19 protein-coding genes are annotated in these 20,889 nt (G+C 72.7%); 7 read left to right on the forward strand and 12 right to left on the reverse strand.

Features of this window, described 5'->3' with window-relative positions:
* Nucleotides 1-274: 274 nt before the first annotated feature.
* Nucleotides 275-757 (reverse strand): CarD family transcriptional regulator, encoded by a 483-nt coding sequence (locus AB0411_RS23445; RefSeq protein WP_003953493.1) that lies wholly within the window; start codon nucleotides 755-757, stop codon nucleotides 275-277.
* An 859-nt stretch (nucleotides 758-1,616) separates the two neighbouring features.
* Between AB0411_RS23445 and AB0411_RS23450 the strand changes: the two genes are divergently transcribed.
* Nucleotides 1,617-2,255, forward strand: a complete 639-nt coding sequence (locus tag AB0411_RS23450) for a DUF461 domain-containing protein (RefSeq protein WP_366419233.1) — start codon at nucleotides 1,617-1,619, stop codon at nucleotides 2,253-2,255.
* Nucleotides 2,256-2,478: 223 nt separating this feature from the next.
* On the opposite strand, the gene AB0411_RS23455 is transcribed toward AB0411_RS23450, so the two are convergent.
* Both AB0411_RS23455 and AB0411_RS23460 read right to left on the reverse strand, forming a co-directional pair.
* Nucleotides 2,479-3,159, reverse strand: a complete 681-nt coding sequence (locus AB0411_RS23455; RefSeq protein WP_086721180.1) for a response regulator transcription factor — start codon at nucleotides 3,157-3,159, stop codon at nucleotides 2,479-2,481.
* Nucleotides 3,156-4,424 (reverse strand): sensor histidine kinase, encoded by a 1,269-nt coding sequence (locus AB0411_RS23460; RefSeq protein ID WP_366419234.1) that lies wholly within the window; start codon nucleotides 4,422-4,424, stop codon nucleotides 3,156-3,158. Before AB0411_RS23460 ends, AB0411_RS23455 begins: the two co-directional genes overlap by 4 nt.
* A 536-nt stretch (nucleotides 4,425-4,960) precedes the next feature.
* Here AB0411_RS23460 and phoU point away from each other — a divergent pair.
* Nucleotides 4,961-5,638, forward strand: a complete 678-nt coding sequence (phoU, locus tag AB0411_RS23465; protein ID WP_366419235.1) for a phosphate signaling complex protein PhoU — start codon at nucleotides 4,961-4,963, stop codon at nucleotides 5,636-5,638.
* A gap of 197 nt (nucleotides 5,639-5,835) precedes the next feature.
* Complete coding sequence (locus AB0411_RS23470; protein ID WP_366419272.1) at nucleotides 5,836-5,991, forward strand: hypothetical protein; 156 nt, start codon at nucleotides 5,836-5,838, stop codon at nucleotides 5,989-5,991.
* 218 nt (nucleotides 5,992-6,209) lie between these two features.
* On the opposite strand, the gene AB0411_RS23475 is transcribed toward AB0411_RS23470, so the two are convergent.
* Nucleotides 6,210-6,458 (reverse strand): SCO4226 family nickel-binding protein, encoded by a 249-nt coding sequence (locus AB0411_RS23475; protein ID WP_086721184.1) that lies wholly within the window; start codon nucleotides 6,456-6,458, stop codon nucleotides 6,210-6,212.
* Between the two features lie 332 nt (nucleotides 6,459-6,790).
* Here AB0411_RS23475 and AB0411_RS23480 point away from each other — a divergent pair, with 332 nt between their 5' ends.
* A complete protein-coding gene (locus AB0411_RS23480) occupies nucleotides 6,791-7,540 on the forward strand; it encodes a hypothetical protein (RefSeq protein ID WP_366419236.1) in 750 nt (249 codons plus the stop codon).
* A 302-nt stretch (nucleotides 7,541-7,842) separates the two neighbouring features.
* Here the strand turns inward: AB0411_RS23480 and AB0411_RS23485 are convergent, their stop codons facing one another.
* Nucleotides 7,843-8,604 (reverse strand): phosphoglyceromutase, encoded by a 762-nt coding sequence (locus AB0411_RS23485; RefSeq protein WP_366419237.1) that lies wholly within the window; start codon nucleotides 8,602-8,604, stop codon nucleotides 7,843-7,845.
* A 262-nt stretch (nucleotides 8,605-8,866) separates the two neighbouring features.
* Between AB0411_RS23485 and AB0411_RS23490 the strand changes: the two genes are divergently transcribed.
* On the forward strand, nucleotides 8,867-10,297 hold the full coding sequence (locus tag AB0411_RS23490) for an MDR family MFS transporter (RefSeq protein WP_366419238.1): 1,431 nt from the start codon (nucleotides 8,867-8,869) through the stop codon (nucleotides 10,295-10,297).
* Nucleotides 10,298-10,397: 100 nt separating this feature from the next.
* Here the strand turns inward: AB0411_RS23490 and AB0411_RS23495 are convergent, their stop codons facing one another.
* On the reverse strand, nucleotides 10,398-10,943 hold the full coding sequence (locus AB0411_RS23495; RefSeq protein WP_366419239.1) for a YbjN domain-containing protein: 546 nt from the start codon (nucleotides 10,941-10,943) through the stop codon (nucleotides 10,398-10,400).
* The gene (gene mshA / locus AB0411_RS23500) at nucleotides 10,936-12,306 is read right to left on the reverse strand and encodes a D-inositol-3-phosphate glycosyltransferase (RefSeq protein ID WP_366419240.1); all 1,371 of its coding nucleotides are present in this window, start codon (nucleotides 12,304-12,306) and stop codon (nucleotides 10,936-10,938) included. Before mshA ends, AB0411_RS23495 begins: the two co-directional genes overlap by 8 nt.
* 204 nt (nucleotides 12,307-12,510) lie before the next feature.
* On the opposite strand from mshA, the gene AB0411_RS23505 reads away from it, so the two are divergent.
* Nucleotides 12,511-13,470, forward strand: coding sequence for a class I SAM-dependent methyltransferase (locus AB0411_RS23505; RefSeq protein WP_366419241.1), 960 nt, complete (start codon nucleotides 12,511-12,513; stop codon nucleotides 13,468-13,470).
* 101 nt (nucleotides 13,471-13,571) lie between these two features.
* Here the strand turns inward: AB0411_RS23505 and AB0411_RS23510 are convergent, their stop codons facing one another.
* Nucleotides 13,572-14,459 (reverse strand): helix-turn-helix domain-containing protein, encoded by an 888-nt coding sequence (locus AB0411_RS23510; RefSeq protein ID WP_366419242.1) that lies wholly within the window; start codon nucleotides 14,457-14,459, stop codon nucleotides 13,572-13,574.
* Between the two features lie 210 nt (nucleotides 14,460-14,669).
* Between AB0411_RS23510 and AB0411_RS23515 the strand changes: the two genes are divergently transcribed.
* Nucleotides 14,670-15,677 carry an aldo/keto reductase gene (locus AB0411_RS23515; protein ID WP_366419243.1) on the forward strand — a complete coding sequence of 336 codons (1,008 nt, stop codon included), beginning with the start codon at nucleotides 14,670-14,672 and terminating at the stop codon, nucleotides 15,675-15,677.
* Nucleotides 15,678-15,951: 274 nt separating this feature from the next.
* Here AB0411_RS23515 and AB0411_RS23520 read toward each other — a convergent pair whose 3' ends face one another.
* The 4 genes from AB0411_RS23520 to AB0411_RS23535 form a co-directional block, all read right to left on the reverse strand.
* Nucleotides 15,952-16,278 carry a histone-like nucleoid-structuring protein Lsr2 gene (locus AB0411_RS23520; protein WP_086721431.1) on the reverse strand — a complete coding sequence of 109 codons (327 nt, stop codon included), beginning with the start codon at nucleotides 16,276-16,278 and terminating at the stop codon, nucleotides 15,952-15,954.
* 185 nt (nucleotides 16,279-16,463) lie between these two features.
* Nucleotides 16,464-16,883 carry an NUDIX hydrolase gene (locus AB0411_RS23525; protein ID WP_366419244.1) on the reverse strand — a complete coding sequence of 140 codons (420 nt, stop codon included), beginning with the start codon at nucleotides 16,881-16,883 and terminating at the stop codon, nucleotides 16,464-16,466.
* A gap of 82 nt (nucleotides 16,884-16,965) precedes the next feature.
* Nucleotides 16,966-18,261: a CHAD domain-containing protein gene (locus AB0411_RS23530; RefSeq protein WP_366419245.1), complete on the reverse strand. Its 1,296-nt coding sequence runs from the start codon at nucleotides 18,259-18,261 to the stop codon at nucleotides 16,966-16,968.
* The gene (locus AB0411_RS23535) at nucleotides 18,245-20,527 is read right to left on the reverse strand and encodes an RNA degradosome polyphosphate kinase (protein ID WP_366419246.1); all 2,283 of its coding nucleotides are present in this window, start codon (nucleotides 20,525-20,527) and stop codon (nucleotides 18,245-18,247) included. The genes AB0411_RS23530 and AB0411_RS23535 overlap by 17 nt, the downstream gene beginning before the upstream one ends.
* Nucleotides 20,528-20,889 lie beyond the last annotated feature (362 nt).

Raw genomic sequence — 20,889 nt, forward strand, 5'->3', positions numbered from 1 at the left:
CGCGACGCCTTGACCGGACCCTTCCGTGACAGCGGTCGAGGCAGCAGCCCGGGCCCGGCACGCCACAGGGGCCGGCGCCTGCCGGTCCCGGCAGGTCATCAACCCCATAAGTCAAGATCGCACAGCTCGTGACCCGGCTCATGAGATTCGTGACACAGCAGCAGATATGCCGCAGCGCCCGGCAACAGACCGTCTCACTGGGAAACGGTCGTCACTCGGGCACCGCGGCATTGCTACGTCGTCGCTGCGCTGGCTCTCACCGGCGCACACGTCGTCAGGACGCGAGTACCTCGTCGAGCAGGGCCTCGGCCTTGTCCTCGTTGGTGTTCTCCGCGAGGGCGAGTTCGCTCACCAGAATCTGGCGCGCCTTCGCGAGCATCCGCTTCTCACCGGCGGACAGTCCGCGCTCCCGCTCGCGCCGCCACAGGTCACGTACGACCTCGGCGACCTTGATCACGTCACCGGAAGCGAGCTTCTCGAGATTTGCCTTGTAGCGACGGGACCAGTTCGTCGGCTCCTCGGCATACGGTGCACGCAGCACCTCGAAGACCCGGTCCAGCCCGTCCTGACCAACCACGTCGCGTACGCCGACGAACTCCGCATTGTCCGCTGGCACACGAACAGTCAAGTCGCCCTGGGCGACCTTCAGCACCAAGTAGGTCTTGTCCACGCCTTTGATCTGGCGAGTTTCGATGGCCTCGATCAGCGCGGCCCCGTGATGGGGATAGACCACGGTGTCGCCAACCTTGAACGTCATGTGACAGGTACCCCTTCCGTGGCTATCCATGCTAACACGGGAACGGACCGTTCTGAATGGCGTTTTCGCAGGTCAGGGCATATCTCGGGGCTTGACAACAGCGACCGGAACGTGCTGCGAAGGGCGTCGGGAGGCGGGTATTCGCAGGTCGGAGGGGCTGCACGGGTGAGAGGAAACCCGCCCGTCACATACCGGGAGGGCGATGATCAACGGGCCGAATGCCCTAGTTTGTCAGGATCCAGATGAGCGAGTTCCGGTACTCCGTTCGGCTGCTCGCGGGCCCCTCGGGGGCGATTCCGGAATTGATCACGATCGGCCGTCCCCGAAGAGGGTGATCAATTCCGCGAGCCCTTCACATTCCCTGCGAATACTGCTTTTCCCCAGGGAGAAACCCATGAGTCGCCACCCGAACGGCCGCTTGCCGAAAATTCCTTCCCTCTTCCCGGGGAACGTTCTCGATGGGTGATCTCCATGGGCCGGGTCTGCGGGCCCGTGTCGCCGGCAGGCCGCGGTGGCGTGTCGGGTGCCGGGGTGCTGCGGCGCGTTCTCCCGGAGCTCGGTGACGGGTTCTCCCGGCCGCGTCCCGGCGGATCGTGAAACGGGGTCAGCTTTCGCCGGGTGCTCCCGCTGCCGGGGCCGCGGGACGGGGCACGGGCGGGCGTGGCGGGGCCCCGAGCGCGCTGGGGGCGGGTCGGGTGCGGCGGCGCGAGGACGGCTCGGTAACCTAGCGGCGCTGACACACCCTTAGGGCGGCTTTACGCACCCGTCGTCATGACGCGTACGTGGCCGCCCCAGCCGCCCATCCGCGACCGGGCACGAACGTTCGGCCGCCGTAGCTCGTCAAGGAGATGCCGCCGCCGTGAGCCGCAGCCTTCGACGCGGCGTCCTCGCCGCCACCGTCCTTTCGCTCTCGATCGCCACGCTGTCCGCGTGCGGAGCCGGGAACGACGCCCAGACGCTGCAGGTCAAGCCGGACAACGCCGCGACCACCGTCGACGGCATCAAGATCCAGAACATCAACGTGATCACCCAGCCCGATGTGAACGCCAAGGGCCCGGCAGTGGTGTCCGCGACGGTGTTCAACAACGGTGCCAAGGACCAGAAGCTGACCGCGATCTCCGTCGACGGCACCGGCCAGTCGGCCAAGCTCTCGCCCGCGGGCGGTGGCTCGGGCGCCATCACCGTGCCGGCCGGCGGCTCCGTGGTGCTCGGCGGCAAGGACAGCGCCTCCGCCGTCCTGAGCAGCGGCCGCGAGGCCGTCAAGGACGGGAACGTGCAGCCGCTGACCTTCAGCTTCAGCTCGCTCGGCAAGGTGAAGACCAACGCCTACGTCGTCCCCGCGAAGAACTACTTCGAGGGCTACGGCCCCTCGCAGCTCCCGCAGCCGTCCGGTTCGGCCTCTCCGTCCGGTTCCGCCAAGCCGTCGCAGTCGGGCAAGCCGTCCGGTTCGGCCTCCCCGTCCGGCTCCCCCTCGTCGTCGGCGCACAGCGGCCACTGAGACCGCCCGCGCGACGCGCGACACAACGCCTCAGGGGCGCCCGTCCGATCCGGAGGGGCGCCCCTGAGGCGTATGTGCGCAACGCGCGGCCGGGGGCGGGCCGGTGGGCGCGCCTGGCCTGTGCTTCGTACGGCGCGTGCTCCGTACGGCCCGTGGTTCGTACGACCCGTGGTTCGTACGGCTCCTGCGCTTGTCCGGCTCGCGCGCCGTACGGCCGTGGGCTTTACGGCTCGAACTTGTAGCCCAGGCCGCGGACCGTGACGAGGTAGCGCGGCGCGCCCGGGTCGGGCTCGATCTTGGCGCGCAGCCGCTTGACGTGTACGTCCAGGGTCTTGGTGTCGCCCACGTAGTCGGCGCCCCAGACCCGGTCGATGAGCTGCATCCGGGTCAGCACGCGCCCGGCGTTGCGCAGCAGCATCTCCAAGAGGTCGAACTCCTTCAGGGGCAGGTCGACCTTGCCGCCGGAGACCGTGACGACATGGCGGTCCACGTCCATCCGGACCGGGCCGGCCTCCAGGGCCTGCGGGGTGACCTCCTCCGGCTCGCCGCGGCGGCGCATCACCGCGCGGATGCGGGCGACCAGTTCGCGGGAGGAGAAGGGCTTGGTGACGTAGTCGTCCGCGCCTATCTCCAGGCCGACGACCTTGTCGATCTCGCTGTCCTTGGCGGTCACCATGATGACCGGGACGTTGGAGCGGCCACGCAGCTGGCGGCAGACCTCGGTGCCGGGCAGGCCCGGCAGCATCAGGTCGAGGAGGACGAGGTCGGCGCCGTTGCGCTCGAACTCGTCGAGTCCGTCGGGGCCCGTAGCCGCGATGGCGACCTCGAAACCCTCCTTGCGGAGCATGTACGACAGTGCGTCGCTGAACGATTCCTCGTCCTCGACGACAAGCACTCGGGTCACGGAAGGACCTCCGGGGCTGGGTGAGCAGGGAGCGGATCGTTGAAGGTCTCGTACGGGCGGTCCTCGTCGTCGAGGCCCTCCGCGGAGGGGTCGGCGGGCCGTTCGCGGTCGCGTACGGCTCCGGCTTCCGGGAGACGCAGGGTGAAGGTGGAGCCCTGTCCCTCAGCGCTCCACACCGTGACCTCCCCGCCGTGCGAGGCGGCCACGTGCTTGACGATGGCGAGGCCGAGGCCGGTCCCGCCGGTGGCGCGCGAGCGCGCCGGGTCCACACGGTAGAACCGCTCGAAGACGCGGTCCCGGTCCTTTTCGGATATCCCGATGCCCTGGTCGGTCACCGCGATCTCGATCAGGTCGCCACCGGGCGCGGAGACGCGGCGTCCGGCGATCCCGACGCGGGTGCGTGCCGGGGAGTAGTTGACGGCGTTCTCGACGAGGTTGCCCAGGGCCGCGGCGAGCTGGCCGCGGTTTCCCCATACGTGCAGGTCGGCGGCGCCGCCCACGGCCATGGTGATCTGCTTCGTACCGGCCTGCTGGCGGCAGCGGTCCATCGCCTCGGCGACCAGTTCGTCGACCCGGACCGGCTCGGCGTCCTCCAGCGGGTTGTCGTTCTGCACCCGGGAGAGGTCGATGAGCTCCTGGACGAGGTTGGTCAGGCGGGTGGCCTCGTTCTGCATCCGGCCGGCGAAGCGCTCGACGGCCTCGGGGTCGTCGCTGGCGTCCATCACGGCCTCGGAGAGCAGCGACAGGGCGCCGACGGGGGTCTTGAGCTCATGGCTGACGTTGGCGACGAAGTCACGGCGGACCGCTTCTATCCGGCGGGCTTCCGTGAGGTCCTCGACCAGCAGCAGGACGAGCCGGGAGCCGAGGGGGGCGACTCTGGCGGAGACCGCGAGCGCCTCGCCGCGGCCGGTGCCGCGGCGCGGCAGATCCAGCTCGACCTGGCGTATCTCGCCGTCCCTGCGGGTGTCGCGGGCCATCTGCATCATCGGCTCGACGGCGAGCTTGCCGCCGCGGACCAGACCGAGGGCGTAGGCGGCGGAGCTGGCCTTGACGACGGCGTCGGCCTCGTCGAGGACCACGGCCGAGGAGCGCAGCACCGACAGGACGGTGTCGACCCCGGGCGGCAGCACGGCTTCGGTGTGCAGGGAGGTACGGGTGGGTTTGGCCTGGTCGCGTTCGCTCCAGCGGAACGCCAGCATGGCGAAGACACCGGTACAGAGCCCGGCGATCGCAGCCACTGCGGCGACGGCCGCGTCCACGTTCATGACTCCAGGTTATGCGCCTGGTCGGACACTTCCCCAGCCATGCGGGGCCCTGCTCGAACAGCCGTCGCCCAGAGTTCACCGTCAGGTACCCGCTGGTTCACTCCGGAGGCCGGCGCGGGGCGGGCGGCCGCCGGCCGGATGCCCCAGGGGCCACCGGCGGAGCGCCCCGCCGCCGGGGTGCCCGGCCAGGTGAACGGGGCCGCGGCCCTCGGGGCCGTGGATGCGTCGCCCAGAGTTCACCTTCACGTCGGCGCCGGTTCACCCCCGGTGGCACCGCAGGTCGCGCGGCGCCCGCAGGGTGACGGTGCGGGTGCCGGACGGTGTGCACCGGCGCGCGGCCGGACACCCTGAGCGACCGCGCGGGCCACGGCCCTCCGGAGCACCGGCACCGCGGCGGCCGGCCCCGTGGAGCACCGTCCCTCCGGGCACGGGCCGCACGGGCACCGACCGTGAGAGCGTGGGCACAGGTCACCCTGCACCCCGTTCCACCTCCCACCCACGCCACACCACCACATCGATGCGAGAGAAGGTCACAGATGCGGGACGCGTACCACGAGGAGCTGGATTCGATCGGCGAGGGCCTGGTCGAGATGGCCCGGCTCGTCGGCTCCGCGATCGGGCGCGCCACCACGGCGATACTCGACGCGGACCTCAAGCTGGCCGAGAACGTCATCGCCGCCGACGAGAAGGTCGACGACCTCCAGCGCGACCTGGAGGCACGTGCGATCGCCCTGCTGGCGCGGCAGCAGCCGGTCGCCACCGACCTGCGGATCGTCGTCACCTCGCTGCGGATGAGCGCCGACCTGGAGCGCTCCGGCGACCTGGCCCAGCACGTGGCCAAGCTGGCCCGGCTGCGCTTCCCGCAGACGGCCGTTCCGCGCGATCTGCACGCCACCATCCTGGAGATGGGGCAGCTGGCACAGCGCCTGATGGCCAAGGCCGCCGAGGTCATCATCACCAAGGACGTCGACCTCGCTCTGCAGCTGGAGCAGGACGACGACGCCATGGACATGCTGCACCGCACCCTCTTCCAGCACCTGATGGACGACCGCTGGAAGCACGGCATCGAGACGGCCGTGGACGTGACCCTGCTGGGCCGCTACTACGAGCGCTTCGCCGACCACGCGGTGTCCGTCGCCAAGCGGGTCGTCTACCTCGTGACCGGCGAGCACGCCGACGAGATCGCCCCGCCGACGGCGGTGGAGGGCGCGTAGCCGCACAAGGCCGGAGGCGGAGCCGCGGCGGCGGGGCCGTGGCCGCGGCGGGAGGCGTCCGGCCGCGGCGGCGGATGGAAGCCGCGAGTCCGCCCCCGGAGCCGCCGTGCGCCGTTGACGTGTGCCTCCACGCGCCGTTGACGCGCCTCGGCACCCGGGCTTGCAATGGGCACCAGGTGACCCCTAGGAGGCAATGCATGGCACCCATGGCGGACTCCCCCAACCCCGCGCCCGACACCCCGACGGCCGTCGAGCGACCACGGCTCCCCCTGCTCGGCGCCTGCGGCTGCGGCTCCGGCTGCAGCTGCGGCTGCCAGTCCGGCGGACCGTGCCAGTGCGGCGGCGGCTGCTAGCGACCGTCACGCACGGCGCCACCACGGCACTAGGCACAGCGCCCTTGCGGCCCCGGCTGGTTCTCACCGGCCGGGGCCGTTGCCGGTCGGGGGGCCGTTGCCGGTCGAAGAGGGGTAGTCGAAGGGGGCCGTTGCCGTACGGCGGGCCGGGGTCATACGGCAAGGGCCGGGGCGGTCGGTCAGGGCCGGGGCCGGTCGGCCGGTCCTTCCGCCGGCGGTCAGAGGGAGATCGACAGCGGATGGATCTCGTCGGCCTTGTGGCCGGCCCGCTCGTGGATGCGTTGCACGGCCCCCGCCGACGGCGCGTCCGACAGGCAGAAGACATCCCCGGAGTCGGTGTCGGCCCAGGCGTGCTCGAACGTCACGCCCTCCTCGCTCTGGATGGCGAGGTCGGCCTGGTGCGCCGCACTCAGCTCGTCGGGCGTCACGCCCTTCATACCGTGATGGATGTCCATGAACTTGGGCATCGAACTCATCCTTCCGGTCGCAGACGAACACGTTCCCTCTTCCATGCTGCATCCGAACACCGCGGTCCTCGCCCCCACCGCTCACCGCCCGCGGCGCGACGGCCCCGCCGGCCCGGCGGAGGGGACGCGCGCGGTCGGACTCCCGCTCCCCTGCCCGGAGACCCTCGCCGGCCCGCCGGCCCGGCCCCGTAAGCTTCCGAGGCACCGGGCAACTCGGCCCGCGAGGCGGGACCGACGTCCTCTGCGCACGCTCAAGTTCGGCACCCCGGCCCCCCGGCTCTGCTTCGACAGCCGTCCACGGCCCGCCTCCCGGCACGATCGTGGAGATCCCCATGCCCCTCGAAGGACCGCGCTACCTCCTGGTGCAGGCCCGATCCGAACCGTCGCCCCTGTACGAGCCGTACGGGCGCGGGACGCACGAGGACATCGGGACCTTCACCGGCAACGTGCCGCTGGACGACCCCGCCCTGGCCCTGCCGGAGAACCTGGCCCACACGCTGCACTCGTGGTCCCGCTCCCGCCCACGAGACGGTTTCCCCTCCCGTCCGGGCCTGCGGAAGCACGTCAAGCAGGGCCTGGTGGCGGCTCAGCGGCTGGCCGGGCACCTCGGGCCGCCGTGGGCGGTGCGCTACTGGGACGAGCGCCACCGGACGTCGAAGTGGGTGTGCTGGGGCTGCGAGCGCCTGCACTGGGAACGCGACAGCCACGGCACGCCTCCGCACCCGGTGGACCTCACCGTCGAGGGCGAGTTCCAGTACGGTCCGCTGCGCTCCGACGGCTTCGGGGACTTCTTCCCCGACGACCCGGCCGCCGCCCTGGACCTGTCCGACGCCCTCGTCGCCGCCCTGTACGGCTGGGCGGACGAGATCGACACCACCTTGAACCTCGAACTCCGCGACCGGGTGGAGGGCACGTACGACGACACCTGGCAGCGCCTGTTCCACGAGGGCAGAAACCTGGCCGGACAACTCGCCCACGAACTCGGCCCCACCCGGACCGTGACCTACAGGGGCCTGGCGAACGGCGGCCTCGCCGCGATGACGTGTGTGACGTGGCGGGGGGACCGGGAACTGCCGGCGTGAGGCGAGCGTGGCGTGCGGGAGGGCCGGAAAGCGGGACGGACCCGGGTGCGGCCTCGGCACCGGACCGGCCGTGTCCCCTGACTGCGGAACAGCGGACGTCGGCCCCTCAGCGCTTCAGCTCCCCCGCACTCATGCGGCCGGTGGTCCCCGAAGCAACAGGCACACGCGCCGCGTCCCTCCCCTGAGAGTCGGCGACCAGAGCACTCCAGACTCTCGCTGAGCACCCCGGACGCGCGGCCCCGGGCAGCAACAAGCCCCCTACTCGCGGGCAAACCGCAGGTAGGGGGCTTATGGCTGGGGGCTTACTTCTTCTTGCCCTGGTTCTTGACGGCCTCGATGGCGGCCTTGGCGGCTTCCGGGTCGAGGTAGGTGCCGCCGGGGTTGAGCGGGCGGAAGTCGGCGTCCAGGTCGTAGGCGAGCGGGATGCCGGTGGGGATGTTCAGGCCCGCGATGTCCTCGTCGGAGATGCCGTCGAGGTGCTTGACCAGGGCGCGCAGGGAGTTGCCGTGGGCGGCGACGAGGACCGTCTTGCCGGCGCGGAGGTCGGGGACGATGCCGTCGAACCAGTACGGGAGCATGCGGACGACGACGTCCTTGAGGCACTCCGTCTGCGGGCGCAGCTCCGGCGGGAGGCCGGCGTAGCGCGGGTCGGAGAACTGGGAGTACTCGGCGTCGCGGTCGAGGGCGGGCGGCGGGGTGTCGTACGAGCGGCGCCAGAGCATGAACTGCTCCTCGCCGAACTCGGCCAGCGTCTGCGCCTTGTCCTTGCCCTGCAGCGCGCCGTAGTGGCGCTCGTTCAGCCGCCAGCTGCGGTGGACCGGGATCCAGTGCCGGTCGGCGGACTCCAGGGCCAGCTGCGCGGTGCGGATGGCGCGCTTCTGGAGGGAGGTGTGCACTACGTCGGGGAGCAGGCCGGCGTCCTTGAGCAGCTCTCCGCCGCGGACTGCCTCCTTCTCGCCCTTCTCGTTGAGATTGACGTCCACCCAGCCGGTGAACAGGTTCTTCGCGTTCCACTCGCTCTCGCCGTGGCGGAGGAGGATCAGCTTGTACGGTGCGTCGGCCATGGCGTCGAGCGTAATCCAAGTCGGCGTGGCGCCTTGTCCGGGTCCAGGACCTGGGCTTCTCGGGGACGTTTGATGCTTCTCGTCAAATGAGTGGCGGTGACGGACGCCGCGTATGTAGGTTGCGAAAGCCGCTTGCGCCACTTACCTCCATCCGTCTGCTGCCGTCCTTCGCCTGCTGTCGCCGCTCGTTCGCCGCAGGTGCCGCTTCCGTACCGCCGCGTTCGTTTTCCGTGCCGTATCGCCACTCATCGGGGGAATTGTCATGCCTGCATCCATCACGTCTCCACCGCCCGGGCCGGGCCGGCTCAGGCGGGCCGCTCGCGAGAGCGTTTCCGGGCTTCCGCGGCAGTTCTGGTGGCTGTGGACCAGCACCTTGATCAACCGGCTGGGCTCGTTCGTCGCCACCTTCCTCGCGCTGTATCTGACCGTCGAGCGCGGCTACTCCGCCTCGTACGCGGGCCTGGTCGGGGCGCTCTACGGGCTGGGCGGGGTGATCTCGTCGGTCGGGGCCGGGGTGCTGACCGACCGGCTCGGCCGGCGGCCCACCATGCTGATCGCCCAGCTGTCGACGGCCGCTTCCGTGGCGCTGCTCGGATTCATGGCGCACCCGGTCGCGATCGCGGTGGTGGCGGGTGTGGTCGGCATGGCGACCAACGCCTCCCGTCCCGCCGTGCAGGCGATGATGGCGGACCTCGTCGCCCCGGAGGACCGCGTCCGCGCCTTCTCCCTCAACTACTGGGCGATCAACCTCGGCTTCGCCGTCTCCTCCACCGCCGCCGGGCTCATCGCCCGCCACGGCTACACGGCCCTCTTCCTGGGCGAGTCCGCGCTGGTGCTGGTCTGCGCGCTGGTCGTCTTCCGGAAGCTCCCCGAATCGCGCCCCGCCGCGGGCGCACCGGACGGCCCGGGCGGCGCCGTCGGCCCGGCCCCCGCCCCGGTCTCGCTGCTGACCGTCGTGCGTGACGGCCGCTTCATGACCGTCGTCGGCCTCAACCTGCTGCTCGCCCTGATCTTCCAGCAGGCGTACGTCTCGATGCCGGTGTCGATGGGCCGGGGCGGCTTCTCCAGTGCCGACTTCGGGCTGGTCATCGCGGTCAACGGGATCCTCGTCGTGCTGCTGCAGATCCCCGTGACGCGGTGCATCGAGCACCGCAGCCCGGCCATGCTCCTGGTCGGCTCGTCGCTGCTCGCCGGGTACGGCTTCGGGCTGACGGCGCTGGCCGGCTCGGTCGCCATGTACGCGCTCGCCGTCACGGTCTGGACGCTCGGCGAGATCATCAACTCGCCGACCCAGATGGGCCTGGTGGTGCGCCTCTCCCCCCTGCACGGCCGCGGCCGCTACCAGGGCATGTACGCCCTGTCGTGGTCCATCGCGACCCTGGCCGCCCCGCTGCTCGGCGGGATGGTGATCGACCACTACGGCGCCGATGCCCTGTGGGCCGGCTGCGCGGCCGTCGGCACGGTCGCGGCCATGGGCTACGCGCTGCTGCTGCGGAGCCTGCCGGGACGGACGGGGGCGGCGGGGGCGCCGGCAGGGGCGAGCCGGGCGGCCTCCCCGACGGTGGGGACGGGGGTCCGGACCGGGGTGGCGAAGGGTGCCGACGCCACGGCCGGGCACGATGCCGGACTCGCGGCGGCGCACTCGCCTGTGCGCCGGGAGGTGACGCAGCCGGTGCCCCACTCGGCACCCTGAGCGCTGCTGCCCCGTGCCGTAGGCCCCCTCGCCGCCTGCCGCGCAGTCCCGTCGTCGGCCGTACGCGGCAACCGTCCGCGCAGCTCCTGCCCGCCCGCGGCTACGCGGAGCGCTCCCGCGTCAGATGTGCGAAGGCGTCCAGGTTGCGGGTGGATTCGCCGCGGGAGACGCGCCAGGCGTACTCCTTGCGGATGGCGGTGGCGAAGCCCATCTCCAGGAGGGTGTTGAAGCTGCCGTCGGCGTTCTCCAGGACCGTGCCGAGGAGGCGGTCGAGTTCGTCGGGGGTGACGGCGGACAGGGGGAACTTGCCCACGAGGTAGATGTCGCCGAGCTTGTCGATCGCGTAACCGACGCCGTAGAGGCGGGTGTTGCGTTCCAGGAGCCAGCGGTGGACGGCCTCGTGGTTCTCGTCGGGGTGGCGGACGACGAAGGCGTTGAGCGAGAGGGAGTGCCTGCCGACGACGAGCGAGCAGGTCGTGGAGAGCTTGCGGGTGCCGGGGAGCTTGACGACGTAGGTGCCGTCGGCGGGCGACTCCCATTCGAGCTCGGCGTCGGTCAGGGTCCGCTCGATCACGGTCCTGGCGCGCACCACCGCCTCGGCCGTGGTGCCGCCCGCCGCGTCGTTCTTCTCTCGCTCGTCACCCATGGAGGGATCGTAGGTGACGGCGGTGTTCCTGCATGGCGTCGGTGTAGACGTCGCCCGTTGCCGCGGCGGCGGTGTCCCAGCCGAAGGACTGGGCGTGCCGGGCGGCTTCGGTGCCCATCCGGGCGGGCAGGGCCGGGTCCGCGACGAAGCGGCCGAGCGCGCGGGCGTAGTCGGCCGGGTCGTGGCCGTCGACGAGGAAGCCGCTGACGCCGTCGCGCACGGCCACCGGCAGCCCGCCGACCGCGGCCGCGACGACCGGGGTGCCGCAGGCCTGGGCCTCGATGGCGACCAGGCCGAAGGACTCGCTGTACGAGGGCATGACCAGCACGGAGGCGGCGCGGTACCAGTCGGCGAGCTGTTCCTGGCCGACCGGCGGGCGGAACTGCACCAGGTCGGCGATGCCGAGCCGGGCGGCCAGCTTCTGCAGTCCCTCGGGCTTGGCCAGGCCGCTGCCGCTGGGCCCGCCGACCACGGGCACGACCATCCGGGAGCGCAGCGAGGGGTCCTCGTCCAGCAGGGCGGCGGCCGCGCGCAGCAGGATGTCGGGGGCCTTCAGCGGCTGTATGCGGCCGGCGAACAGCGGGATGACCGCGTCCTGCGGCAGGCCCAGGCGGGCGCGGGCGGCGGCCCGGCTCTCGGCGACCTCGCCGCCGGTGGGCCGGAAGCGGTCGAGGTTGACGCCGGGATGGACCACGGCGACCTTGCCGCGGTCGGCCTCGTAATGCCGGGCGAGTTCGTCGGCCTCCCCGGCGGTGTTGGCTATCAGGCGGTCGGCGGCCCGGACGATCTGGGTCTCGCCGATGACCCGGGCGGCCGGCTCGGGGGTGTCGCCGGCGGCCAGCGCGGCGTTCTTGACCTTGGCCATGGTGTGCATGGCGTGCACCAGCGGGACGCCCCAGCGCTCGGCGGCCAGCCAGCCGACATGGCCGGAGAGCCAGTAGTGGGAGTGCACGAGGTCGTAGTGGCCGGGGCGGTGGCCGGCCCAGGCCTGCATCACGCCATGGGTGAAGGCGCACAGCTGGGCGGGCAGCTCCTCCTTGGCCAGGCCCTCGTACGGCCCGGCGTCCACATGCCGTACGAGGACGCCGGGGGCGAGCTCGACGGTGGGCGGGAGGGTGCCGGTGGTGGCGCGGGTGAAGATCTCCACCTCGATGTTGATCGAGGCGAGCTTCTTGGCCAGCTCGACGATGTAGACGTTCATGCCACCGGCGTCGCCGGTGCCGGGCTGGTGCAGCGGGGAGGTGTGGACGCTGAGCATCGCCACCCGGCGCGGACGGCGCAGGCTGCCGGGCAGGCGCAGCCGGGACTGGCCCGGGAACTGGCCGTGGGGCCGACTGCGGAGCCGGGATGCGTATGGGCTCACGTCGAGCTACCTCCTAGGCACGGGGCGGGCGGCACGCCTCCGCACCCCTCCAACAACAGACCCCGGCCATCCATTTCCGTCCGGCGGCCTCCGGGCGTACTTTGCCAAAGCGTGACCAAGTGGCGTGCTTAAGCGGCGTGGCCGGGCGGGGGCCCCGGACCGCGGCGGACCGCTCTCCCCCGGCCACCCCATACCCTCGATGTCATGGTCCGCCGCCCCGCCGTCTCCGGCGCCGCCCTGATACCCGCGCAGTCCCGGCCCCTGGGAAACGCCACCCGCGGGACCACCAACCCCAACCGGCTGCGCCGTATGGACCGCTGGATAGCGGCCGAGCACGGCGCCGCGCTGCGCCGCGCCGCCGACCCCGTGGCGGTCGACCTCGGCTACGGCGCCGCGCCCTGGACCGCGGTGGAGCTGCTGGACCGGCTGCGTACGGTGCGCCCGGACGCCCGGGTCGTCGGCATAGAGATAGATCCGGCGCGGGTCGAGGCGGCCCGGCCGTACGAGCGGCCCGGGCTGGACTTCCTCCACGGCGGCTTCGAGGTGCCGCTGCCGGGGCAGCGGCGGCGGGCGCCGGTCCTCATCCGGGCCGCGAACGTGCTGCGGCAGTACGACGAGGACGAGGTGGCCGCCGTGTGGCAGCGGCTGTGTGCCCGGCTGGCGCCCGGCGGGCTGCTGGTCGAGGGCACCTGCGACGAGATAGGGCGGCGGCACGTCTGGGTGGCGCTGGGCCCGGAGGGGCCGCGCACGGTCACCTTCGCCACCCGCCTCGGCTCCCTCCGAACCCCCTCCGACCTGGCCGAACGCCTCCCCAAGGCGCTGATCCACCGCAATGTGCCGGGCGAGGGCGTGCATGCCTTCCTCCGGGACTTCGACCGTGCCTGGGCCAGTGCCGCCCCGCTCGGCGCGCTCGGGGCCCGCCAGCGGTGGCGCGCCGCCGTACAGGCGCTGGCCGCGGACTGGCCGCTGACCGGCGACCCGCGGCGCCGGCGGCAGGGGGAGGTCACGGTGCGGTGGGAGGCGCTGGCGCCCAGGGGCGGGGCGGTGGGTGGCCCGGTGAGCGGTGTGCCGAGCGGTGCGGCGGCGGGCGCCGTGGTGGGCGGCGCCGGGGGGAGCGGCGCGGGGAATGCCGTGGGAAGTGCGGGGAGCAGCGCCGTCCGCTGAGGCGGTCCGCGGCCCGGCCCGGCGGCGGCGGGCCCGAGTCCGAGCACCTGCCCGGCCCGGCTCCGGAAGGCGCCGCCGTCGCGGTGCGTCGCTGTACGCCGCTACGCCGTCAGGACCGGTTGTCCCAGCGCCCCCAGTTCCCGCAGCCGCCGCTCCGTCGGCGACCCGCGCTCGGCCGTGTACGTCACGAGCGCCTGGTCCGCGTCGGTGCTCAGCCGGAAGCTCTCGAAGGTGAGGACCAGCTCGCCGACGTGCGGATGCTGGAGGGACTTGGTGCCGCACAGGCACTCGTGCACCGACTGCGTCTCCCAGATCCGCCGGAAGTCCCGGCTGTGCGCGAGGAGTTCGTTGACCACCTCGCAGATCCGCGGGTCCTCGGGGTGCCGCCCGCTCTCGGCACGCAGGTTGCCGACCACCTCCACGGCCTTCGCCTCCCAGTCCGGGTGCAGGGCGCGCGCGACCGGGTCGAGGAAGACCAGCAGCGCGGTGTTGCGCCGGTCCGGGGCGAGCGCCGGGAGGTCGAAGGCGATCCGGCCGCCGAGCGTGTTCCAGGCCAGGATGTCCAGGCCGCGGCCGAGGACCATGGCCGGGACGGTGGTCTCCATCGCGTCCAGGAGCCGCTGGATCTCGGGGCGCACGGTCTGCCGGAGGCCGGCGCACGGGCCGCCGTCCGGGCCCGGCTCCGCGCCGCCGTCCGCCGGGCGGCGCCGGGGTACGGCGATGTTGCGCAGGTAGGTCACCTCGCCGCCGGACAGGCGCAGCGCCCCGGCGATCGCGTCCAGGACGGAGTCGGAGATCGCGGGCGCCCGGCCCTGTTCGATCCGGGTGTAGTAGTCGACGCTGATGCCGGCGAGCTGGGCGACCTCCTCGCGCCGCAGCCCCCGCACCCGGCGGCGGCCGATCCCGCCGGGCAGGCCGAGCTCCGCCGGGTCGAGCGCCCCGCGGCGCGCCTTGAGGAACGAGCCGATCTCGATTTCCGCGTGCAGCATCGCTCCAGTATGCGGCGCACGGCCGGTTGGGTGGTTCCGCCGGACCCAGGCTGTGACGGGCCTGGTCCGCTCCCCGGATGGGCAGCAGGGTGGTGCACGGACACCTCGGGGGCGCCCCGGAGACCGCTCCGGCACGCCCCGGAACGCCCCCTGAGCACCGCCGCCCGTACACCCCGTACGACCCCGCACACCTCGCACAAGGAGCAGCTCATGCAGCGCAGGACCCTCGGCGGCACCGGCATCTCGGTCAGCGAGTACGCGCTCGGCGCGATGATGCTCGGCGCCTGGGGCAACACCGATCACGACGACTGCGTACGGATCGTGCACCGTGCGCTGGACGCCGGTATCAACTTCGTGGACACCGCGGACGTGTACGCGGCGGGCGAGTCCGAGGAGATCATCGGCAAGGCACTCAAGGGGCGCCGCGACGACGTCGTCCTGGCCACGAAGTTCTTCAACTCGATGGGGCCGGACGCCAACCACGGCGGCAACTCCCGGCGTTGGATCATGCGCGCGGTGGAGGACAGCCTGCGCCGGCTGGACACCGACTACCTCGACCTCTACCAGGTGCACCGTCCCGACCCCACCACGGACATCGACGAGACGCTCTCCGCGCTCTCCGACCTCGTACGGTCCGGCAAGGTGCGGGCGATCGGCACCTCGACCTTCCCCGCCGAGCACCTCGTCGAGGCGCAGTGGACGGCCGAGCGCCGCGGCCACCTCCGCTTCCGCACCGAGCAGCCGCCGTACTCGATGCTGGCGCGCGGTGTGGAGAGCGCGGTGCTGCCGACCGCGCAGCGCTACGGCATGGGGGTACTGACCTGGGGTCCGCTCAGCGCGGGCTGGCTCTCCGGCCGTGCCCTCTCGGCCAGTTCGCGGGTCGGGCTGGAGAGCCGGAAGTTCGATCTGTCGGTCCCGGAGAACGCCCGGAAGGCGGAGGCCGTCGGCGCGCTGTCGGAGGTCGCGGCGCAGGCGGGCCTGACGCTGCCGCATCTGGCGACCGCCTTCGTACGGGCCCACCCGGCGGTGACGTCGGTGATCATCGGCCCGCGCACCCTCGACCAGCTCGACAGCCTGCTGGAGGGTGCCGACGTGACGCTCGGCGCGGACGTGCTGGACCGGATCGACGCGATCGTGCCGCCCGGCACCGACCTCAATCCGGCCGACAGCTACTACCAGGCGCCGGCCCTCGCGGACGCCTCCTTGCGCCGCCGCTGACCGGGGGCGGGGGCGGGCCGGCAGCCGTCCGACGGTCGCCGGTCGTCTCCGGCGGCCGCCCGACGGCGGGGAGCGTCGGCAGCCGTCCGGCGGCGGCCCGGCGTACGGATTGTCCGGGGAAAAGAATGGCTTCGCGATTGTTCCTTATGCATTCCCGGAACGCCGGTCCGCCGCCGGCCGGCGCGGACGGCGCCGCCCGAACCGGACACAAACCGGAACCGGACACAAAGAAGCCCCTCACCGTGGTGAGGGGCTTCCGGTTTATCCAAAAAATTCACTTGGCCTTTTGGTACGCCTCACGAATCTCGGCGGGCACGCGCCCGCGGTCGCTGACGTTGTAGCCGCTCGACTTGGCCCAGGCCCGGATCGCGGCGGTGTCCTCGCTGGCGGCCGCGGCGGCCTTGCGCGGCTTACGGCCCTTGCCGGTCTTGCGGCCGGCCTTCAAGAACGGGCCGACGGCTTCCAGCAGCTGGTCGTAGCTGTCCGGACTCAAATCGATCTCGTAAGTCACGCCGTCAAGAGAAAGCGTGTGTGTGGCGGCCTCGGTGGACTCTTCGCCCGTGAGGTCGTCCGTGTAGATGGTGATTACCTTCTGTGCCATGCAGGCAGTCTAAACCCCTGAAATTGGGCGGCCGGCTCTTTCCGCTGCCTGCTGATGCGACGAACTGGTTGCCGGTAATGGACCGGCTTTCCGCGGCCGGGCCCGGAAGCCGCCGGAGACCGCCCGAAGACCACGGAGCCGCCGGGTGCCGCGGACCGGGTGCCGGGTCCGGGCCGAGCGCGGTCTCATGCCAGATGCAGCGCCGCGAGCAGGGCGTCCACGAGGGGGCGGTCGCGTTCCTGGGTGAGCAGGCGGCGGGCGTCGGCGGGCGGCAGCCAGACCATGCGGTCGACCTCGCGGTTGGGGGCGAACGCGCCGGCGACCGCCTCGGCCGCCCAGTAACGGACCTGCTTGGGGCGGCCGTCGACCAGGTAGCAGGAGGTGGGCAGCGGCGCTCCCGGCCGGCAGTCCATGCCGGTCTCCTCCGCCACCTCGCGCACCGCGCCGGCCAGCGCGTCCTCGCCGCGCTTCAGCTTGCCCTTGGGGTGGGACCAGTCGTCGTACTTGGGCCGGTGGACGAGCGCGATCTCCAGCCCGTCCTCGGACACCGCGCGGCGCCACAGGACGCAGCCCGCCGCACGCACAGTCTTCTGAGGCACTGTCACATCATCGCTCCTCTCCGTCCGCTCTCCGCGCGTCCCGCCGCCTCCTCGTGTCCCGGTGTCCTCTGCCGTCCGCCCTCGGTCCTCAGCCCCTGCGCTCCGGGGTCCGCGGCAGCCAGACCCGGCCGAAGGCGAAGCGGGCCGCCTCGACCTCGTGGCGCTGGTCGGCGTGCAGCACCCCGAGGGCGTACGCCGTGGCCGGGGCGATCCGGGGCGTGCGGGCCGCGGCGGCGGCCGCGGCGGCGGCCTCCGAGGCGTCCCGGTGCCATGCCAGCGCCCGGCCGGCCTCCGCCAGCCGGAAGTCGGCGCACTCCGGCGCGGTCACCTCGCGGGCGTAGCGGCTCAGCCGCACCAGCACCCGGACCTGGTGCCAGGGGGTGTCCTGGCGCTGGTCGGCGGCGAGCGCGGCGGCGTTGTACGGGTAGCCGGCGCGGGAGAGCGGCAGCGCGGCGACCGCCTCGGTGAGCTGTCGGTGCGCCTGCTCGGCGAGCGGCGGCAGCGCCTCGGCGGCCGGCAGCTCACCCGCCGCACCGGACAGCGGTGCCTCGGAGGCCAGCACCGCGACCGAGTCGGCGACGGCATGGAAGCGGGCGGAGCCGAGGGCCTGCAGCGCGGCGGAGTGGGCGCGGGTGCGGGCGAGGGTCAGCTGGCGGTCGAGCAGCGCCCCGGCCCGCGCGGCACCGGCCGACAGCGCCCCGTCGGGATCCGGGTCGCCGGCGGCAGCGGACGACGCGGCGGACGGTCCGGTGGCCGGGGCGCCGGGCCCGGTGGCAGTGCCGGTGGCCGTACGGTCCCCGCGTTTGCCCCGCTCCCCGCGGCCCGGGCGTTCGGGGCGCTCGGGGCGATCGCCGCGGCCCGTCAGCCGTTGCAGCGCCGCCATCAGCCGTTCGCGGCGGGACGCACAGGCCTGTTCGCGGGCGAGGGCGCCGGAGAGCCAGCCGAGTTCGGAGCGGAGCTGGTCGGCCCAGTCCTCGTCGGTCAGCGGCCGGAAGGTGTGCAGGGTGGCGCTGATGCGGCGGGCGGCCCGGCGCAGCTGCCGGGCGGCCTCGCCGGCCCCCTCCGCGTCCGAACCGCTCTCCCGGTGCAGCCGCAGGCTGCGCAGGAAGTCGGCGGACTGCTGGTGCAGATAGCCGGCGAGCACCTCCTCGGCCGTGCGGCCGGCGAGGACGGCGCCGGTCTCGGTGCCGGGGCCGCCGTCGTCGCCCGGGCCGTGGGAGGTCAGCGGCCGGTACGCGGCGGCGTCCGGTCCCGGTGTGCCGTCGTCCGCGCCGTACGGGCCGTCCACCACCGCGGACCGGGCTCCGCGCGCCGGGCCGGGCTCGTATCCGGTTCCGAGGAGACCCGCGGGCCCTCCGGTCGGCTGGTCATGTCGCTGGGCCACGCCGGCGCCTCCGGGCGTCGATGAGCATTTCCTGAATGTTGCGCAGCGGGGCGCCGTCCGCGTCCACCGCGTGCCGGGTCCAGTCGCCTTCCGGGCCCAGGTGCCAGGAGGACGTGGTGTCCGCCATCCCCGTCTCCAGCATCCGGTTGAGGGAGGCGCGGTGCGCCGGGTCGGTGACCCGCACCAGCGCCTCGATCCGGCGGTCGAGGTTCCGGTGCATCATGTCGGCGCTGCCCAGCCACACTTCGGGCTCGCCGCCGTTGCCGAAGACGAAGACCCGGGAGTGTTCCAGGAAGCGGCCGAGGATGCTGCGGACGCGGACGTTCTCGCTCAGTCCGGGGACGCCCGGGCGCAGCGCGCAGATGCCGCGCACCCAGATGTCGACCGGCACACCGGCCTGGGAGGCGCGGTAGAGCGCGTCGATGACGGCCTCGTCGACCATCGAGTTGACCTTGATGCGGACGTAGGCGGGCCCGCCCGCGCGCCGGCCGGCGATCTCCTTGTTGATGCGCTGTATCAGGCCGTCCCGCAGGGACTTGGGGGCGACCAGGAGACGGCGGTAGGTCTCGCGGCGGGAGTAGCCGGAGAGCCGGTTGAAGAGGTCGGAGAGGTCGGCGCCGACCTGCGGGTCGGCGGTCAGCAGGCCGAGGTCCTCGTAGAGCCGGGCCGTCTTGGGGTGGTAGTTGCCGGTCCCGACGTGGGAGTAGCGGCGCAGCATCTCGCCTTCCTGGCGGACGACGAGCGAGAGCTTGGAGTGGGTCTTCAGGCCGACCAGGCCGTAGACCACGTGGCAGCCGGACTCCTCCAGCTTGCGCGCCCACTTGATGTTGGCCTGCTCGTCGAAGCGGGCCTTGATCTCGACGAGGACGAGGACCTGCTTGCCGGACTCCGCGGCGTCGATCAGGGCGTCCACGATGGGCGAGTCGCCGGAGGTGCGGTAGAGCGTCTGCTTGATGGCGAGCACGTCCGGGTCGGCGGCGGCCTGCTCCAGGAACGCCTGCACGGAGGTGGAGAAGGAGTCGTAGGGGTGGTGGAGGAGGACGTCGCGGGCGCGCAGGGCGGCGAAGATGTCCGGTGCGGACGCCGACTCCACCTCGGCGAGGTCGCGGTGGGTGCCGGCGACGAACTTGGGGTACTTCAGCTCGGGCCGGTCCAGCGCGCCGATCCCGAAGAGGCCGGTCAGGTCCAGCGGGCCGGGCAGCGGGTAGACCTCGGCGTCGGAGATCTTCAGCTCCTGGACGAGCAGGTCGAGCACCGCCGGGTCGATGGACTCCTCGACCTCCAGGCGCACCGGCGGCCCGAAGCGCCGCCGCATCAGCTCCTTCTCCAGGGCCTGGAGGAGGTTCTCCGCGTCGTCCTCCTCGACCTCCAGGTCCTCGTTGCGGGTGACCCGGAACATGTGGTGCGCGCGCACCTCCATGCCCGGGAACAGCTCCTCCAGGTGGGCGGCGATGACGTCCTCGATGGGGACGTAGCGCTGCGGGGAGGCCTCCAGGAAGCGGGAGAGCAGCGGCGGCACCTTGACCCGCGCGAAGTGGTCGTGGCCGCTGACCGGGTTGCGCACGACGACGGCGAGGTTCAGCGAGAGGCCGGAGATGTACGGGAAGGGGTGCGCCGGGTCCACCGCCAGGGGCGTGAGCACCGGGAAGATCTGCTGCCGGAAGAGGGTGAACAGGCGGGCCTGCTCCTTCTCGGTCAGCTCGGGCCAGCGGATCAGGTGGATGTTCCGGTCGGCGAGCTCGGGGGCGATGTCCTGCTGGAAGCAGGCGGCGTGCCGGGCCATGAGTTCGCGCGAGCGGGTCCAGATCAGGTCCAGCACCTCGCGGGGCTGGAGCCCGGACGCGGAGCGGGTGGCGACGCCGGTGGCTATCCGTCGCTTGAGTCCGGCCACCCGGACCATGAAGAACTCGTCCAGGTTGCTGGCGAAAATCGCCAGGAAGTTCGCCCGTTCGAGGAGGGGGGTGGCCGGGTCCTCGGCCAGTTCCAGCACCCGCTCGTTGAAGGCGAGCCAGCTGCGTTCGCGGTCCAGGAACCGGTCGCCGGGCAGCTCCTCGCCGTCCGCGCCCACCACGCCCTCGTCCTCGTACGCGTCGGGGTCGGCGTCCAGGTCGGGCTCCAGGCCGGGCACCGTGCCCCGTACCGCCTGCGGGCGGTGCGCGGCGATGGAACCCACGGACGGCTGGGCCGAGGGCGCCGCGGCCCGCGGGGGCTGCGGGGTCGGCATCTCGGGCTGGGCCTGTGCCTGAGCGCTGGGCTGCTGGTTCATGACCTTATTCTTCCGCGTCCGGGGGGTTCCAGGCGCGTCAGGAAGTGGCGGCGGCGCGAGATGGAGCCTCGGGTGGGGGGCGTTCGGCACAGCGGGCTGCATTCACCGATGCTCGCAAGCGACGTTGAATCGCCGGTAACGCGGATATGGCGGACAGGCAAGCGGGGTGCTACTCCCAGGGGTTTTCCGGTCCCGCCGGGGGCTGTTGGCGAGGGGCCGGGGCCCGGGGACGCGGCCGGACCGCTCCTGGGGCGCCCGGGGTCCGGGGCCCGGTGCCCGGTGCCGCCGCCGGTGCCCGTCCCCCTGTGCCTCCCCCGGGGCCGCCGCTGTCACACGCGGGGTGCCCTTCGGGGTGCGCGGCC

Source organism: Streptomyces angustmyceticus, assembly GCF_040701845.1.
Classification (GTDB): Bacteria; Actinomycetota; Actinomycetes; order Streptomycetales; family Streptomycetaceae; genus Streptomyces; species Streptomyces angustmyceticus_A.

What these genes read in the sequence shown, in the direction of transcription:
- AB0411_RS23445 (WP_003953493.1), bottom strand. Translation starts at nt 757, where the DNA reads ATGACGTTCAAGGTTGGCGACACCGTGGTCTATCCCCATCACGGGGCC.
- AB0411_RS23460 (WP_366419234.1), bottom strand. Translation starts at nt 4,424, where the DNA reads ATGAACGTGGACGCGGCCGTCGCCGCAGTGGCTGCGATCGCCGGGCTC.
- phoU (WP_366419235.1), top strand. Translation starts at nt 4,961, where the DNA reads ATGCGGGACGCGTACCACGAGGAGCTGGATTCGATCGGCGAGGGCCTG.
- AB0411_RS23470 (WP_366419272.1), top strand. Translation starts at nt 5,836, where the DNA reads ATGGCACCCATGGCGGACTCCCCCAACCCCGCGCCCGACACCCCGACG.
- AB0411_RS23475 (WP_086721184.1), bottom strand. Translation starts at nt 6,458, where the DNA reads ATGCCCAAGTTCATGGACATCCATCACGGTATGAAGGGCGTGACGCCC.
- AB0411_RS23480 (WP_366419236.1), top strand. Translation starts at nt 6,791, where the DNA reads ATGCCCCTCGAAGGACCGCGCTACCTCCTGGTGCAGGCCCGATCCGAA.
- AB0411_RS23485 (WP_366419237.1), bottom strand. Translation starts at nt 8,604, where the DNA reads ATGGCCGACGCACCGTACAAGCTGATCCTCCTCCGCCACGGCGAGAGC.
- AB0411_RS23490 (WP_366419238.1), top strand. Translation starts at nt 8,867, where the DNA reads ATGCCTGCATCCATCACGTCTCCACCGCCCGGGCCGGGCCGGCTCAGG.
- AB0411_RS23495 (WP_366419239.1), bottom strand. Translation starts at nt 10,943, where the DNA reads ATGGGTGACGAGCGAGAGAAGAACGACGCGGCGGGCGGCACCACGGCC.
- AB0411_RS23505 (WP_366419241.1), top strand. Translation starts at nt 12,511, where the DNA reads ATGGTCCGCCGCCCCGCCGTCTCCGGCGCCGCCCTGATACCCGCGCAG.
- AB0411_RS23510 (WP_366419242.1), bottom strand. Translation starts at nt 14,459, where the DNA reads ATGCTGCACGCGGAAATCGAGATCGGCTCGTTCCTCAAGGCGCGCCGC.
- AB0411_RS23515 (WP_366419243.1), top strand. Translation starts at nt 14,670, where the DNA reads ATGCAGCGCAGGACCCTCGGCGGCACCGGCATCTCGGTCAGCGAGTAC.
- AB0411_RS23520 (WP_086721431.1), bottom strand. Translation starts at nt 16,278, where the DNA reads ATGGCACAGAAGGTAATCACCATCTACACGGACGACCTCACGGGCGAA.
- AB0411_RS23535 (WP_366419246.1), bottom strand. Translation starts at nt 20,527, where the DNA reads ATGAACCAGCAGCCCAGCGCTCAGGCACAGGCCCAGCCCGAGATGCCG.